This is a genomic window from Streptomyces sp. NPDC048523 (assembly GCF_043199815.1).
GTDB lineage: Bacteria > Actinomycetota > Actinomycetes > Streptomycetales > Streptomycetaceae > Streptomyces.
The window spans coordinates 982003-997232 of the sequence record NZ_JBICWQ010000002.1 but is presented as its reverse complement, the minus strand read 5'-3'; the positions used below and the strand labels follow the sequence as shown (position 1 = coordinate 997232).

The 15230-nt window shown below is 71.3% G+C and carries 12 protein-coding genes; 7 read left to right on the top strand and 5 right to left on the bottom strand.

What is annotated here, in order from left to right; translation table 11 throughout:
* Position 1: 1 nt before the first annotated feature.
* Positions 2–619, bottom strand: a complete 618-nt coding sequence (locus ACGFWE_RS13460) for a TetR family transcriptional regulator (RefSeq protein WP_352384022.1) — start codon at positions 617–619, stop codon at positions 2–4.
* Between the two features lie 127 nt (positions 620–746).
* Between ACGFWE_RS13460 and ACGFWE_RS13455 the strand changes: the two genes are divergently transcribed.
* Entirely contained in the window at positions 747–2180 is a 1434-nt protein-coding gene (locus ACGFWE_RS13455) for an FAD-dependent monooxygenase (protein WP_393599926.1), read from the top strand.
* Between the two features lie 80 nt (positions 2181–2260).
* Here the strand turns inward: ACGFWE_RS13455 and ACGFWE_RS13450 are convergent, their stop codons facing one another.
* The gene (locus ACGFWE_RS13450) at positions 2261–2770 is read right to left on the bottom strand and encodes a MarR family winged helix-turn-helix transcriptional regulator (protein ID WP_393599925.1); all 510 of its coding nucleotides are present in this window, start codon (positions 2768–2770) and stop codon (positions 2261–2263) included.
* 104 nt (positions 2771–2874) lie between these two features.
* On the opposite strand from ACGFWE_RS13450, the gene ACGFWE_RS13445 reads away from it, so the two are divergent.
* From ACGFWE_RS13445 to ACGFWE_RS13435, 3 genes are all read left to right on the top strand, one after another.
* On the top strand, positions 2875–3807 hold the full coding sequence (locus ACGFWE_RS13445) for an EamA family transporter (RefSeq protein WP_352384017.1): 933 nt from the start codon (positions 2875–2877) through the stop codon (positions 3805–3807).
* 41 nt (positions 3808–3848) lie between these two features.
* Complete coding sequence (locus ACGFWE_RS13440) at positions 3849–5177, top strand: sigma-70 family RNA polymerase sigma factor (RefSeq protein WP_393599923.1); 1329 nt, start codon at positions 3849–3851, stop codon at positions 5175–5177.
* A gap of 107 nt (positions 5178–5284) precedes the next feature.
* Entirely contained in the window at positions 5285–6043 is a 759-nt protein-coding gene (locus ACGFWE_RS13435; RefSeq protein ID WP_352384013.1) for an SDR family oxidoreductase, read from the top strand.
* 126 nt (positions 6044–6169) lie between these two features.
* On the opposite strand, the gene pepN is transcribed toward ACGFWE_RS13435, so the two are convergent.
* Positions 6170–8755: an aminopeptidase N gene (pepN, locus tag ACGFWE_RS13430; RefSeq protein ID WP_393599921.1), complete on the bottom strand. Its 2586-nt coding sequence runs from the start codon at positions 8753–8755 to the stop codon at positions 6170–6172.
* Between the two features lie 150 nt (positions 8756–8905).
* On the opposite strand from pepN, the gene ACGFWE_RS13425 reads away from it, so the two are divergent.
* A complete protein-coding gene (locus tag ACGFWE_RS13425; RefSeq protein WP_393599919.1) occupies positions 8906–9385 on the top strand; it encodes a DUF1203 domain-containing protein in 480 nt (159 codons plus the stop codon).
* Here ACGFWE_RS13425 and ACGFWE_RS13420 read toward each other — a convergent pair.
* Positions 9382–10398: an aspartate-semialdehyde dehydrogenase gene (locus ACGFWE_RS13420; RefSeq protein ID WP_393599917.1), complete on the bottom strand. Its 1017-nt coding sequence runs from the start codon at positions 10396–10398 to the stop codon at positions 9382–9384. The two genes, ACGFWE_RS13425 and ACGFWE_RS13420, sit on opposite strands and share 4 nt — an antisense overlap.
* Positions 10399–10598: 200 nt before the next feature.
* Between ACGFWE_RS13420 and ACGFWE_RS13415 the strand changes: the two genes are divergently transcribed.
* Entirely contained in the window at positions 10599–11132 is a 534-nt protein-coding gene (locus ACGFWE_RS13415; protein ID WP_352384007.1) for a sigma-70 family RNA polymerase sigma factor, read from the top strand.
* A 1-nt stretch (position 11133) separates the two neighbouring features.
* The gene (locus ACGFWE_RS13410; protein ID WP_393599915.1) at positions 11134–11829 is read left to right on the top strand and encodes a hypothetical protein; all 696 of its coding nucleotides are present in this window, start codon (positions 11134–11136) and stop codon (positions 11827–11829) included.
* Between the two features lie 61 nt (positions 11830–11890).
* Here the strand turns inward: ACGFWE_RS13410 and ACGFWE_RS13405 are convergent, their stop codons facing one another.
* Complete coding sequence (locus ACGFWE_RS13405) at positions 11891–15184, bottom strand: S8 family serine peptidase (protein ID WP_393599913.1); 3294 nt, start codon at positions 15182–15184, stop codon at positions 11891–11893.
* Positions 15185–15230: the final 46 nt, after the last annotated feature.

The following is a 15230-nucleotide window of genomic DNA, read 5'->3' as shown; positions in this document are numbered from 1 at the left end:
CTCAGGGGCTGGGCGCCGTGAGATACCGCTGGAGAGTCGGGGCCAGCCACGCGACGACCTCCTCGCGGGTCAGTGCGACGACCGGCGGGAAGCGAAGGACGTACCGGGTGAGGCCCAGCCCAAGGAGTTGCGTCGCCATCAGCCCGGCCCGCGCCGGAGCCTGCTGGGGATCCGGGCACACCTGACGGGCGACCGGCATCAACTGGTCCCGGAAGATGTTCTGGGTGCGCTCGGTGCCCGCCTGATTGGTCACCCCGACCCGGAGCAGGGCGGTGAGCACCTCGTTCTCCTCCCACATGGTGAGGAAGTGCGACACCAGCACCCGCCCGACGTCGTGCCGGGGCAGCGCGGCGAGGTCCGGCAGCTTCAGGTCGACGGCCACGACCGCCGCGAACAGGCCCTCCTTGCTGCCGTAGTAGCGCATCACCATCGACGGATCGATGCGCGCGTCCTTGGCGATGGCGCGGATGGTGGCCCGCTCGTAGCCGTCGGCGGCGAAGCGCTCGCGGGCCGCGGCGAGGATCGCGGTGCGGGTGGCGTCGGAGCGGCGACGCGCACCGGTGGGACCGGAGTCCGAGCTGTTGTTGCCATTCGAGCTGCCGTTCGTGCTGCCGTTCATGCCGGTGAGCTTATGCCTACATCTGTTGGCCAACAAGTGTTGACCCCACACGCCCGCCGCGCTAACTTCGTCAACGAGCGTTGGCAAACAAGCGTTGGCACGCGTTGGCAACCACCAGGAGGTCGCTATGAACAGCACCGTGATCGTCGTCGGCTCCGGTCCCACCGGCCTCCTCCTGGCCGGTGACCTCGCCACGGCCGGCGTCCCCGTCACCGTCGTCGAGAAGCGCCCGCACAAGATCAGCAACCTCTCCCGCGCCTTCGTCCTGCACGCCCGCACCCTTGAACAACTCGACGCCCGCGGCCTCGCCGACGGCCTGGAGGCGCTCGGGCAGCGCCTGGACAAGCTGCGCCTCTTCGGCGACCTGACCATCGACCTCGACGGCCTCCCCACTCGCTTCAACCACCTCCTCGTCCTGCCGCAGTACGAGGTCGAGAAGGCCCTGGAGCGGCGCGCGGTGGAGGCGGGCGTCGACTTCCGGTACGAGACCGAGGTGACGGGCCTGTCCCAGGACGAGAACGGCGTGACGGTTCAGGTCAGGGGCCCGGACGAGTCCACGCGGTCCCTCCGTGCCGAGTACCTCGTGGGTGCCGACGGGATGCGCAGCGCCGTACGCGACGCGATCGGCCTGCCCTTCCCCGGCCACTCGGTGATCCGCTCGGTGGTGCTGGCGGACGTCCGCCTCGCCGAGCGGCCCGAGACCCTGCTCACCGTCAACGCCGTGGGCGACGCCTTCGCCTTCGTCGCCCCCTTCGGCGACGGCTACCACCGGGTCATCGCCTGGAACCGCGCCCACGACGTCCCCGACAGCGAGCCCCTGGACCTCGACGAGATCAAGGAGGTCACCCGTCTCGCCCTGGGCCGCGACTTCGGGATGCACGACGCCCGCTGGATGTCCCGCTTCCACAGCGACGAACGCCAGGCCCCCGCCTACCGGGTGGGCCGGGTCTTCCTGGCCGGTGACGCGGCCCACGTGCACACCCCGGCCGGCGGCCAGGGCATGAACACCGGCCTCCAGGACGCGGCCAACCTGAGCTGGAAACTGGCCCAGGTGACGGGCGGCCACGCGGGCCCCGAACTCCTGGACACCTACCAACTGGAACGGCACCCGGTCGGCAGGGCCGTCCTGCGCAGCAGCGGCGGCATCGTCCGCCTCGCGATGGCCAAGCGCCCCTGGGAACTGGCCCTGCGCGCCACCCTCACCACCGTCCTCGACCACGCCGCCCCGGCCCGCCGCCGCATGCTCGGCCAGCTCACCGGCATCGGCTACAAGTACCCGGCCCCCCGCGGCTCCCACCCCCTGACCGGCACCCGCGCCCCCGACGTGACCTTCGCGGACGGCGGCCGCCTCTATGAGTCCCTGCGCGGCGGCAGGTTCGTCCTGATCACTCCGGACGGCCACGACGCCCCGGACGCCCGCAAGGAACGGCTCGCGGTGGAGCACTGGGCGAGCGGACGGCGTACGACGGCCCTGGTGCGGCCCGACGGGTATGTGGGGTGGGCGGCGGAGGGGGCGACTGCGGGGGAGACCGAGGCGGCGCTCGCCGAGCATGTCGGCTGATCTCCACGGAGCGGTCTCCTGGTAGGAGGACGACGCCCTCTCGCCGTCCGAGAGCCGGGGTGGGGCTCGCGGAACCCGGGTCACTCCGGTGAGTTCTGTGTCCCTTCCAGCAACGCCCGCAACAGGTCGGCCAGTTGGTCGGCCTGTTCGTCGTGGAGGGTGGACAGGGCCTCCGTCTGGGCGGCCAGGCCCGCTCCCACCGCCTCGTCGATGACGGCCAACCCCTTTTCCGTCAGGGTCACTTGGAGGCCACGGCGGTCGTGGGGGTCGGGCGAGCGGCGGAGCAGGTCGGCGCGTTCCAGCTTGTCGAGGCGGCCCGTCATGCCGCCCGTGGTGAGCATCAGCGTCGAGGAGAGCCGGCGGGGGGAGAGGGTGTACGGCTCACCGGCGCGGCGGAGGGTGGCGAGGACGTCGAACTCGCCGCGGGAGATGCCGTAGGGGGCGTACGCCTTCTCCACGCGGTCGCCCATGGCGCGCGAGAGGCGGTAGATGCGCCCGAAGACCTCCATGGCCCGGGTGTCGAGGTCGGGCCGCACGGCCGCCCACTGCTCGATGATCGCGTCGACGGCGTCCTTGCGCTGTGCACTCATGTGCCGAGTATCCGCAGGGTTCGACTCGGCCGCAAGAAAGTGGCTTGCAGAAAAGTAGCTTAGAGGTAAGCTACTTTATGCCAAGCTAATAAGGAGAGGGAGTCATGAGGAAGCCGACCACGAACCGCCCCGCCACGATCCTTCTCACCGCCCTCGCCCCCGTCTCCTGGGGCACCACCTACGCCGTGACCACCGAGTTCCTCCCCGCCGACCGGCCCCTGTTCACCGGCATGATGCGCGCGCTGCCCGCAGGACTCGTGCTGCTCGCCCTCGCGCGAGTGCTGCCGCGTGGGATCTGGTGGGGGAAGGCGGCGGTGCTCGGGGCGCTGAACATCGGGGCGTTCTTCCCGCTGCTGTTCCTGTCGGCGTACCGGCTGCCGGGCGGGATGGCCGCGGTCGTCGGGTCGGTGGGGCCGCTGATCGTCGTCGGACTGTCGGCCGTGCTGCTGGGGCAGCGGCCCACCGCCCGGAGCGTGCTCACCGGGCTCGTGGCCGCGTTCGGCGTCAGTCTGGTCGTCCTCAAGGCGGCCGGGGCGCTGGACGCCGTCGGTGTGGCGGCGGCCTTCGCCTCCACCGCCTCGATGTCCGCCGGGACCGTGCTGACCAAGCGCTGGGGCCGCCCCGACGGCGTCGGCCCGCTCGCGCTCACCGCCTGGCAGCTCACCGCCGGCGGCCTGCTCATCGCGCCCCTCGCCCTCTTCGTCGAGGGTGCTCCGCCCGCCCTCGACGGCCGTGCGGTCGGCGGCTACCTCTACCTGGCGCTGGCGAACACGGCGGTGGCGTACTGGCTCTGGTTCCGCGGCATCGGCCGTCTCACCGCCACCCAGGTCACTTTCCTCGGCCCGCTGTCCCCGCTGACCGCCGCGGTCGTCGGCTGGGCGGCCCTCGGGCAGACGCTGACCCCGCTCCAGCTGACGGGCATGGCGCTGGCCTTCGGGGCGACGGTGGCGGGGCAGCTGGGGGTACGGCCGCCCGCCCGGCCGTCGTTCGGTTCTGCTGAGCGGGATCGCCGCAGGGCCCCGGCGGGGGCGTTGTAACGTCACTCCGGCGTCGCGTTACGAAACTCCCGGAGGCGCACGTGGCCACAGACGTCTGTGCGGTGTGCGGGAAGGCGCTGGCCGCGCGAGCCGGCCGTACCGGACGCGGCTCCGTCTACTGCTCCGCCGCCTGCCGGCAGAAGGCCTACCGGGAACGGCGGCAGCCGCCGGGCCTCACCGTGCAGGGGCTCATCGACGACATCGGGCGCCAGGCGGGTCGGCTGGCGCCCCAGCCCACGGACGTCCTGTACTCGACCGTCACCGAACTGTCGGAGTCCGTCGCACGGTTGAGGCGGGTGGCCCGCACGGTACGGGAGACCACCCAGGACACCCAGGGCACCCAGCGCACCGGGGATTCCGTCACGCCCACCCCCGTTACGCAACTCACCGACACCGACTTCGGCGCCCTCACCGAGCAGTACCGTCGTGAGATCCAGGTGCACTGCTACCGCATGACGGGGTCCTACGACGAGGCCGAGGACCTCGTGCAGGAGACCTTTCTGCGGGCCTGGCGGGCCCGGGACGGCTTCCAGGGGCGGGCGAGTGCGCGGACCTGGCTGTACCGGATCGCCACCAACGCCTGTCTGGATCTGCTGCGCCGGACCGCACGCCGCCCGCAGCGCTACGAGCCGGTGCCGGGGATGAACCACGGCGAGGGGGAGCCGCCCGCCCGGATCACCTGGCTGCAGCCCTACCCCGACGACGAACTCCCCGTCGCCGACAGCGATTTGCCGGAGACGGCCGCCGTCTCCCGGGAGACCCTGGAGCTCGTCCTGCTGGCCGCGATCCAGCATCTGCCCGCCCGGCAGCGGGCCGCCCTCATCCTGCGGGACGCGCTCGGACTGACCGCCGCGGAGACCGCCGAGGCCATGGAGATGAGCGTGGCCTCGGTCAACAGCGCGCTCCAGCGGGCCCGGCCGACCCTGCGCGCGCACCTGCCCCGGGAGCGTTCCGACTGGCGGCCCGCGGAGCCGACCGGAGCGCAACAGGCAGTACTGGAGCGGTACATGGCCGCCGTCGAGCGTCTCGACCTCGACGCGATGGCCGCGCTGCTCGCCGAGGACGTGGTCCTCACCATGCCGCCGAACCCGTTCTGGTTCACCGGCCGGGACGCGCTCGTCGACTTCGTGCGGGTCAGCCTCGACCCCGCCTCACCGGCCTTCCTCGGCCACTGGCGCAGCCTGCCCGCCCGCGCCAACGGGCAGCTCGCGGTGGGGAACTACGTGCGCAGACCGGGTACGAGCGTCTACCGCGCCCAGGTCATGGACGTCCTGCGCTTCGACACGCGGGGCCGGGGCGACCGGATCGTGGAGATCACCTCCTTCGAGCCGCACCTCTTCCCGGCGTTCGGGCTGCCCCTGCGCCTGTGAGGCTGTGACGCCTCGCGACCGATGAGCATCCGGGGAGTCGTACGTCTGCATGGATGTCACCCGGTACACCCGGTACGCCCGTACACACCACTTCCCAGGAGTTCACCATGCTGCTCACCGACAAGACCGCGATCGTCTACGGCGCCGGCGGTTCCATCGGCGGTGCCGTCGCCCGTGCCTTCGCGGAGCAGGGCGCGAGGGTCCACCTCGTCGGCCGCACCCGTGCGTCCCTGGAGGCGGTGGCCGCCGACATCAAGGACGCCGAGGTCGCCGTCGTGGACGCGCTCGACGAGGCGGCCGTGGAGGCGCACGCCGAACAGGTCGGGGACATCGACATCTCCATCAACCTGGTCACGCGCGGCGACGTGCAGGGCGCGCCGCTGGTCGACATGGCCGCCGAGGACTTCCTGCGGCCGGTCACCAACGGTCTGCGCGCCAACTTCCTCACCGCCCGTGCCGCCGGACGCCGGATGGCCGCACGCGGATCCGGAGTGATCCTCGCCCTCAACAGCGGCTCGGCGCACGGCAGTCCGATGATGGGCGGCACCGGTCCCGCGGACGGGGCGATCGACACCCTCGTGCGCAACCTGGCGATCGAGCTGGGGCCGCGCGGGGTGCGGGCGGTGGGACTGTGGGTGGCCGGGGTGCCCGAGACGTTCACCGTCGAGAAGCTCGCCGCCGTCAATCCCGCCATCGACGAGGGGGCCGTGCGGGGCATCATCGACCAGCTCGCCGGGATGCGCATGACCCGCCGCAACCCCACCCTGGCCGAGGTCGCCGCCACCGCGGTGTTCCTCGCCTCCGACCACGCGGGCGGCATCACCGGCACGTTCGTCAACGCGACGGGCGGGATGGTGTCCGTCTGAGGACCTACGACCTGCGCTGGGTGCCGGTGGCCGCGCAGACCCGGGTGCATGTACGGACGCTGCTGCACACGGCCCGGTTGGTGTGTCCGGGAGGCGGATGACCGGGGCCACCCGCCTCCCGCTGTCCTACTGAGCCGCCTGCGCGTCCGCCGCCTGGGCCTTCAGCGCGCGCTCCACGCCCGCGCGGGACTCGGAGACGAGCCGGCGCAGGGCCGCGTTCGGCTCGGCCGAGGCCAGCCAGGCGTCCGTCTTGTCCAGGGTCTCCTGGGAGACCTGGAGCGACGGGTAGAGGCCGACCGCGATCTGCTGGGCGATCTCGTGCGAGCGGGACTCCCAGATGTCCTTGACCACCTCGAAGTACCGGTCCGTGTACGGCGCGAGCAGCTCACGCTGGTCGGTCTGGACGAAGCCGCCGATGACGGCCTCCTGGACCGCGTTGGGCAGCTTGTCGGACTCGACGACCTGCGCCCAGGCCTCCGCCTTCGCCTCCTCGGTCGGCCGCGAGGCACGCGCGGTCGCCGCGTGGCGCTCACCCGCCGCCGTCTTGTCCCGCTCGTACTCGGCGGCGATCTCCGACTCGTCGTAGCGGCCCACCGAGGCCAGCCGCTGCACGAACGCCCAGCGCAGCTCGGTGTCGACGGCCAGGCCCTCGACGACCTGGGACCCGTCGAGCAGCCCCTCCAGGAGGTCCAGCTGCTCCGGCGTACGGGCCGTCGCCGCGAACGCCCGCGCCCATGCCAGCTGGTGGTCGCTGCCCGCCACCGCGGACCGCAGGTGGGCCAGCGTGGCGTCGGTCCAGCGGGTCAGCAGGGTCTCGCGGGCGGTGGGGGCGGCGTACAGCTCGATCGCCAGCTTCACCTGCCGGTGCAGCGACTGCACGACACCGATGTCGGACTCCTTGCCGATGCCCGACAGCACGAGCGAGAGGTAGTCGCGGGTCGCGAGCTCCGCGTCCCTCGTCATGTCCCACGCCGACGCCCAGCACAGCGCGCGCGGCAGCGAGGACTCGAAGTCGCCGAGGTGCTCGGTGACGAAGGCCAGTGACTGCTCGTCGAGGCGGACCTTGGCATACGACAGGTCGTCGTCGTTGAGGAGCACGACCGCCGGGCGGCGCTTGCCGACCAGCTGCGGTACGGCCGTCAGCTCGCCGTCGACGTCCAGCTCGATCCGCTCGTCACGGACCAGCTTGCCGCTGGCGCCTTCTGAACTGTCCAGTTCGTACAGGCCGACCGCGATCCGGTGGGGACGCAGCGTCGGCTCGCCCTTCGCGCCCGCCGGGAGCGCCGGGGCCTCCTGACGGATCGCGAACGAGGTGATGACACCGTTCGCGTCCGTGTCGATCTCGGGGCGCAGGACGTTGATTCCGGCTGTCTGCAGCCACGCCTTGGACCAGGCCTTCAGGTCGCGCCCGGAGGTGGTCTCCAGGGCGCCCAGCAGGTCGGACAGGCGTGTGTTGCCGTACGCGTGAGCCTTGAAGTACGCCTGTACGCCCGCGAAGAACTCGTCCTCGCCGACGTAGGCGACGAGCTGCTTGAGGACGGAGGCGCCCTTGGCGTACGTGATGCCGTCGAAGTTGACCAGCACGTCGTCCAGGTCGCGGATCTCCGCCATGATCGGGTGCGTGGACGGCAGCTGGTCCTGGCGGTACGCCCACGTCTTCATGGAGTTGGCGAACGTGGTCCAGGAGTGCGGCCACCGGCTGTCCGGGGCGTACGCCTGGCAGGCGATGGAGGTGTAGGTGGCGAACGACTCGTTCAGCCACAAGTCGTTCCACCACTCCATGGTCACGAGGTCGCCGAACCACATGTGGGCCAGCTCGTGCAGGATGGTCTCGGCGCGCGTCTCGTACGCCGCGTCGGTCACCTTGGACCGGAAGACGTACTGGTCGCGGATGGTCACCGCGGCGGCGTTCTCCATCGCGCCCGCGTTGAACTCCGGCACGAACAGCTGGTCGTACTTCTTGAACGGGTACGCGTAGTCGAACTTCTCCTGGAACCACGCGAAGCCCTGCCGGGTCACCTCGAAGATGGCGTCCGAGTCGAGGTGTTCGGCGAGCGAGGGACGACAGTAGATGCCCAGCGGGACGGACTGGCCGTCCTTCTCGTACACGCTGTGCACGGAGTGGTACGGGCCGACGATCAGGGCCGTGATGTACGACGAGATCCGCGGGGTCGGCTCGAAGACCCAGACGTCGTCCTTCGGCTCCGGCGTCGGGGAGTTGGAGATGACGGTCCAGCCGGTCGGCGCCTTCACGGTGAACTGGAAGGTGGCCTTCAGGTCCGGCTGCTCGAAGGAGGCGAAGACGCGGCGGGCGTCCGGCACCTCGAACTGCGTGTACAGGTACGCCTGCTGGTCGACCGGGTCGACGAAGCGGTGCAGGCCCTCACCGGTGTTGGTGTACGCGGCGTCGGCGACGACCCGCAAAATGTTGCGGCCCTCCAGCAGGCCCGGCAGGGCGATACGGGAGTCCGCGAAGACCTCCGCGGGGTCGAGCGGGTCCCCGTTCAGCGTGACCTCGTGGACCGTGGGAGCGACGAGGTCGATGAAGGACTCGGCTCCGTTTTCGGCCACGTCGAAGCGCACCGTGGTCACGGACCGGTAGGTACCGCCCTCCTGCGCGCCGGAGAGGTCGAGATCGATCTCGTAGGACTCGACGCTCAGCAGCTTCGCCCGCTGCTGCGCCTCTTCGCGAGTCAGGTTTGTGCCAGGCACGCGGTCATCTCCTCGTTATGTGTGGGTTCGGCGGTTCGGTCATCCTTCCACGAACTGTCTCCGGCGGATCGGGGGATTACCCTGCGGTTGCGGGGGCGTCCGGTCCGATTTCCGCCGGTCATCCGTGCCCGGCCGCGCCAGCCTGGTCCCATGACGACCTACACCGCACGCCCCGTCGACTCCGCCGTCCTCGAGGAACTCCGCACCGCCGACGACGCCGGCCGCCCCCTGTCCCCCTTCCCGGACGCGGAGGGCGGCGCCCCGCTCCGCTGCTGTCTGCGCCGCAGTGAGCCCGGCGAGCGGATCGCGCTCGTCTCCTACGCGCCGCTGCGCCGCTGGGCGGCCGAGACCGGCGCCGAGCCCGGGGCGTACGACGAACAGGGACCCGTCTTCATCCACGCCGACGAGTGCGCGGGGCCGGACGGGCGCGACGGATACCCCTTCGCCCACGCTCACCGGACGGTGCGGCGGTACTCCGCCGACGGACGCATCCTCGGCGGGGAGCTGGTCGAGGCTCCCGACGACGACGCCTTCCGGAACGCGTTCGACGACCCGTCCGTGGCACTGGTCCACGTCCGGGCCGTCGAGTACGGCTGTTTCCTCTACGAGGTGCGCAGGCCCCCGGCCTAGCCCTTGAGCTCGGCCGCCACCAGCTCCGCGATCTGCACCGCGTTCAGCGCGGCGCCCTTGCGAAGGTTGTCGTTGGAGATGAACAGGGCGAGGCCGTTGTCGACCGTCTCGTCGCGGCGGATGCGGCCGACGAAGGAGGCGTCCTGGCCGGCGGCCTGCAGGGGGGTCGGGATGTCGGAGAGGGTCACGCCGGGGGCGCCCGCCAGGAGCTCTGTCGCGCGCTCCGGGGTGATCGGGCGGGCGAAACGGGCGTTGACCTGGAGGGAGTGGCCGGAGAAGACCGGGACGCGCACGCAGGTGCCCGAGACCTTCAGCTCGGGCAGCTCCAGGATCTTGCGGGACTCGTTGCGGAGCTTCTGCTCCTCGTCGGTCTCGTTCAGGCCGTCCTCGACGAGGTTGCCGGCGAAGGGGAGAACGTTGAAGGCGATGGGCCGCTTGTAGACCTGCGGCTCGGGGAAGTCGACCGCCCCGCCGTCGTGGGTGAGCTTGTCCGCGTCGGCGGCGACCTTCTGCACCTGGCCGTGCAGCTCCGCCACGCCCGCGAGGCCCGAGCCGGACACCGCCTGGTAGGTGGTGGCGATCAGCGTCTCGAGGCCCGCCTCGGTGTCCAGCACCTTCAGGACCGGCATCGCGGCCATGGTGGTGCAGTTCGGGTTGGCGATGATGCCCTTCGGGCGGTCCGCGATGGCGTGCGGGTTCACCTCGGAGACGACCAGCGGGACCTCGGGGTCCTTGCGCCAGGCCGAGGAGTTGTCGATCACGACCGCGCCCTGCGAGGCGACCTTCTCGGCCAGCGCCTTCGAGGTCGAGCCGCCCGCGGAGAACAGCACGATGTCCAGGCCGGTGTAGTCGGCCGTCGCCGCGTCCTCCACCGTCACACCGTCCAGCTCGGTCCCGGCGGAGCGGGCCGAGGCGAACAGGCGCAGCTCCGTGACCGGAAAGTCGCGCTCCTTGAGGATCCTGCGCATGACCGTGCCGACCTGACCGGTGGCTCCGACGATTCCGACCCTCACGGTGACTCCCTATCTCTTCGCACGTGACCGAGGCTTTTCCATCATGCGGCCGACCCGGGGCTCCCTGTCCAATTCTTTGCGCTCCATGCCCGAGGAATGGAACGCCTGAGCGTGTGATGTACGCCTCTGGACATTTCCCGGGGATCCGCCGAACGTTTCCGCGCCCTGCGGCGTCGTAGAGGAAACGCGGTGAGGGGAGGGTGTCTGTGCTGCGCGGAATCACCCGCCGTGGCCAGGGGGAACAGCGGGAGGACCCCCTGGACGCGGCGCAGGAACGCCGGGTGCGGGCCGTGCTCGCCCTGGGCGGAGTGCCGCAGGCGGACCTGCCGGACGGGGTGCAGCAGGTCCGCCTGCGGTTGCTGGAGCGGGCGGCGAAGGGGTACGAGGCGCCACGGGACGTGTCCGCGTGGGCCGCCGTCGTCGCCTCCAACCTCGCCATGGACTGGCACCGGGCCAAAAAGCGCCAGGACCGGCTGGGGGAGCGGCTGGCCTCGCTGCGCCAGCACGAGCACCCCTCCGGGGAGGACACCAGCGTGCTCTCCCTCGCCGTCGCGCAGGGCCTGGACGAGCTGCCCGACCAGCAGCGCCAGGTCGTCGTGCTGCGGTTCTTCGCCGACCTGCCGGTGCGCTCGATCGCCCAGGAGCTGGGCGTCCCGGAGGGCACGGTCAAAAGCCGCCTGCACACGGCGGTCCGGGCCCTGCGCGCCCGCCTGCACGAGGACGAGGTGGTGTGAGATGACCGCGGAACACGACGGTCTCGACGCCCTGATGGCCGCCATCACCGACGAACCGCTGCCCGGGAGCGCCGCCGACGACCCGGCCTTCCTCGCCGAGCACCGCTCGGCCCGGGCCGACGTCGCCCTCCTGCGCGAGCAGCTGCGGATCATCGGCGAGACGCTGACGGAGACCGCACCGGCCGCGGAACCCGTGCCGCTACGACGACCCGCCGCCCGGCGCCGCACCCGCGCCCTCGCCTTCGGCACCCTCGCGGTGGCCGCCGTCGCCGGTGTCGTCACGGGTCTCGGCTGGCTCGCGGGGCACAGCGGTGCGGACAGCCTGAGCTCGGCCGACTCGGGGTCCTCCAAGGCGGAAGCCGGCGTCCGCTTCGGCAGCCCGGCCTACCTGGCCTGCGCCACCACGGTCGCCGAGGGCGAGGTCACCGTGGTCAAGCGGCTCCCCAGCACGGGGGAACTCCAGGTCACCGTGCAGGTCACCCACTACTACAAGCCGACCCGGGGCGTCGACCGCCTCACCTACCTGATCAGCGAGTACGACCTCCCTGAACCCCTGGCCAAGGGCTCCCGTGTCCTGTTCGGCGTGACCGAGAGCTCGCCGCGCCCCGACCATTGGGCGGTCGGGGAGCAGGAGATCGCCGTGGAGCGGGCCTGGATCACCGCTTCGCTCCCGGCCTCGCGCGGGCTCACCTGCTAGGGCACGGGAAAGGGCGGGCGCCCATCGGACGCCCGCCCCTTTGCCGCCGTACGGAGAAGTGTTACGGCGTGACCTTCTCGATCTTCACGTTGCCGACGCCCGCGACCGTGCCGCGCGCGTTGACGAGGCTGACCTGGCCGAAGAACTCACGGCCCTCCGGCGCGGCCGCCAGGGCGGTGACGCTGCCCGAGACGGTCGTCGAGGCGCCCGTGGCGAGCTTCACCGGCGCGTCGGAGACGGTGACGGTGCCCAGGGTGCTGGAGAAGAACACGTCCTGGTAGTCGTACGCCGTGGAACCGGCCGGGACCGAGTAGCCGGCGACCTCGATGGTGTACGTGCCGGCGGCGGGAGAGGCGACCGAGACGGCCTCCTCCGAGTCGCCGTCGGCGGACGTGCCGACCACGGTGCCCGCCGCGTCGTAGACCGTCAGGTCCAGGTCGGCGGAGACGTCGGAGACGTTGCCGATGGCGACGTCGAGCGACTTCGCGCCCGCGGGCACCTCGACCGTGGTGGTCTGGGTGGCGCCCTCGGCGATGGTCGGGCGGGCCGTCTTGGACGAGCCGAGCGGGCCGCCGGCCAGCTTGCCGTCGATCGCGGCGAGCGTGTTGGTCACCTTCCAGGAGGCGGTGGCCGGGGTGCCGACCTTGGCCTCGGGGACGGTCACGGTCTCCGGGTCGAAGACCGCGCCGTAGACGGCGACGTCCAGCTTGTACGGGTTGTCGAGCAGCGGCGAGGTGCGGCGCGACTCGACCTCGATCTCCCAGACACCGGCCTGCGGGTCGGCGTAGGAACGGGCGTCGGGCTTGCAGCCGTTGCCGTCGAGGTAGTTGTTGTAGCAGTACGGGGTGCCGGTGTTGTCGACCGGGACGCCGTAGGGGTGGATGGCGATGAAGCGGGTCTGGCTCTTGTCCTTGAGCCCGCCGATCGCGACTTCGAGGGACTTGGCGCCCGCGGGCACGGTCACGAAGTACGACTGGGTGCTGTTGCGCTGCACGGTGTTCGACGCGGTGTAGGTGTACTTCACCGGCGCCGAGACGACGACCGTGGTGAGGATCTGCTGGTCGAGGCCCTCGGTCTTCGGGTCGTCGACGACCAGGATCGCGCTCTTGAGGCCCGCGGACTTCGTCTGGGCCTGGACCTTGACGGTCACCGGCTGGTTCAGCGGGAGCCTGATGTCGTCCTTGCCGAGGATCCGGAAGGTGCCACCGGCGTTGTTGTGGAAGTGCAGGGTGTGGCGGAGCGCCTTGTCCGCACCGGACGTACGGGTGATGGTGACGTCGTACGTCTTCTTCTGGCCGGCCTTCAGACCGCCCTCGCGGTCGTAGAGACCGGTGCCGTAGCCCGGGGTCTTCAGGAGCTGGTCGATCGCGGTGTCGACCGGGGCCTTCACGGTGTAGTCGTGGGCGGTGGCGCCGTCCTTGATGGCGTCCCAGGCGTCCACGATGTCGATGAGGCCCGCGCCCTCCTCGTACGCCTGCACACCCTTGATGTGGTCGGCGGTCGAGGTCAGGGCGGTGCGCAGGGTGGCCGGCGTCAGCGCGAGGTGCTTCTGCTTGGCGGCCGAGATCAGCAGCGCGGACGCGCCCGTGGCCTGCGGCGAGGCCATCGAGGTGCCCTGGAGCATCGAGTAGCCGGCCGGCAGCGTGTAGCCCGACTCGGCGACCGGGGAGCCCGGCAGCCAGGTCTGCGTGGTGTTGATGGCCGCACCCGGGGCGGACAGGGTCGGCGTGAAGCCGCCGTCCTCACGCGGACCGCGCGAGGAGAACGGCATCATCGCGTACTTCTTCTCCACGGCGGAGCCGTAGTTGGAGGCCCAGGTCGCCTTGGAGATGGTCGCGCCGACCGAGATGACCTTGTCGGCCAGGCCCGGGTCGCCGATGGTGTTCGCGCCGGGGCCGGAGTTGCCCGCGGAGATCACCAGCTGGACGCCGTAGGTGTCGATGAGGCGCGTGTAGAGCTCGGCGCGCGCGTTGTTGCCGTCGTTGAGCGCGGGGAGGCCGCCGATCGACATGTTGACGATGTCGACACCGCGGTTGACGACGAGGTCGATCATGCCCTCGGTCAGCGCCACGTTGGTGCAGCCGCCGGTCCAGGTGCAGGCACGCGAGGAGACGAGCTTCGCGCCCGGGGCCGCGCCGTTCATCCGGCCGCCGAACAGGCCGTTGGCGGCGGTGATGCCGGCGACGTGGGTGCCGTGCTCGGACTCGATGACGCCGATGTTGACGTAGTCGGCCTTGCTGCCCGCGGCGTCGTAGACGACGTCCTTGCGGATCTCGACGACGAACGGCTGGCGCTCGGCGACGTCCGTCGACGGGTCGTCGGTGCCGAAGTAACCGACCTGGTAGCCGTCCTTGTACGGCTTCATCGGCGTGTCGTCGGCGAAGTTCTGGTTGTTGTTCAGGTCGACCCGGACGGTCCCGGCGGCCTTGTCGTACAGCACGCCCCAGGTGTCGGTGGTGTCGCCGTCCCGGTTCGCGTCGCCCTTGGCGTCGCCGCCCGCGGTCGCGGCCTCACGGAACAGGTTGACCTGGTACGACCCGGCGGGCGCGGTCCACGTGCGGCCGTCGAAGGTGAAGCTCGGGCCGGAGACCGCGGTGGTCATGCGCCGCCAGGTGGCGTCGGCGTCGGAGACCGGGTCGGTCGCCGTCACCCAGTCGACGATCTTCCGCTCACCGGTGGTGGTCTTCTGCAGCGCCGGGTGGCCGAGGTCCACACCCGAGTCCAGGATGCCGATGGTGACCCCGCGGCCGTCCGCCTTCGGGTGGTCCTTCACGAAGTCGACGGCGCCCGTCTCGAAGGACGGGTTGTACGGGTTCTCGGCGGGCGTCTTCGCGCTCGGCGCCGGGTAGGTCTTCGCGGCCTTGTGCGCGGCACCCTTGGCGGTGTCGGCGCTCGGCGTCGGGTCGTCCAGCGGGATGTCCTGCTTGACGTCGATGCCGTGCACGGAGGAGAGCTTCGCGGCGGCGGCGATGGCCGAGTCCGCCTTCGCGGTGGGGACGGTGGCCCGGACGTAACCGAGCTTGTCGTACGTGAGGCCCACCAGGCCGCCCTTGACCGCGTCCAGCTCCGCGGCGACCTGCTCGGTCTTCCCGGGGGCGGTGGCGACCATCAGCGTGATGTTCTTGGCACCGTCGGCCTTGGCCTCGGCGAGCGCGCCGGCGTCGTCCGAACCCAGCTTCTCGTCGGCGGACTTCAGGCCCGGGTCCGACGCCGCGGGGGTGGTGCCCGCGTCCGCGGAGAAGGCCATGGGTATCGGCCCCGCCGCGGAGAGCGCGGCGACCAGTCCGGCGGCCGCGGCTGTCCGCGCCACACGTCTCGCGCCCGATATCGGAGGGCGCTGGGGGGTGAAGGTCATCGGCATCCCTTGTAGGTAAAGGAACGAGCGGGTGTGTGACCGGGAC

What these genes read in the sequence shown, in the direction of transcription:
- ACGFWE_RS13460 (WP_352384022.1), bottom strand. Translation starts at nt 619, where the DNA reads ATGAACGGCAGCACGAACGGCAGCTCGAATGGCAACAACAGCTCGGAC.
- ACGFWE_RS13455 (WP_393599926.1), top strand. Translation starts at nt 747, where the DNA reads ATGAACAGCACCGTGATCGTCGTCGGCTCCGGTCCCACCGGCCTCCTC.
- ACGFWE_RS13450 (WP_393599925.1), bottom strand. Translation starts at nt 2,770, where the DNA reads ATGAGTGCACAGCGCAAGGACGCCGTCGACGCGATCATCGAGCAGTGG.
- ACGFWE_RS13445 (WP_352384017.1), top strand. Translation starts at nt 2,875, where the DNA reads ATGAGGAAGCCGACCACGAACCGCCCCGCCACGATCCTTCTCACCGCC.
- ACGFWE_RS13435 (WP_352384013.1), top strand. Translation starts at nt 5,285, where the DNA reads ATGCTGCTCACCGACAAGACCGCGATCGTCTACGGCGCCGGCGGTTCC.
- ACGFWE_RS13425 (WP_393599919.1), top strand. Translation starts at nt 8,906, where the DNA reads ATGACGACCTACACCGCACGCCCCGTCGACTCCGCCGTCCTCGAGGAA.
- ACGFWE_RS13410 (WP_393599915.1), top strand. Translation starts at nt 11,134, where the DNA reads ATGACCGCGGAACACGACGGTCTCGACGCCCTGATGGCCGCCATCACC.
- ACGFWE_RS13405 (WP_393599913.1), bottom strand. Translation starts at nt 15,184, where the DNA reads ATGACCTTCACCCCCCAGCGCCCTCCGATATCGGGCGCGAGACGTGTG.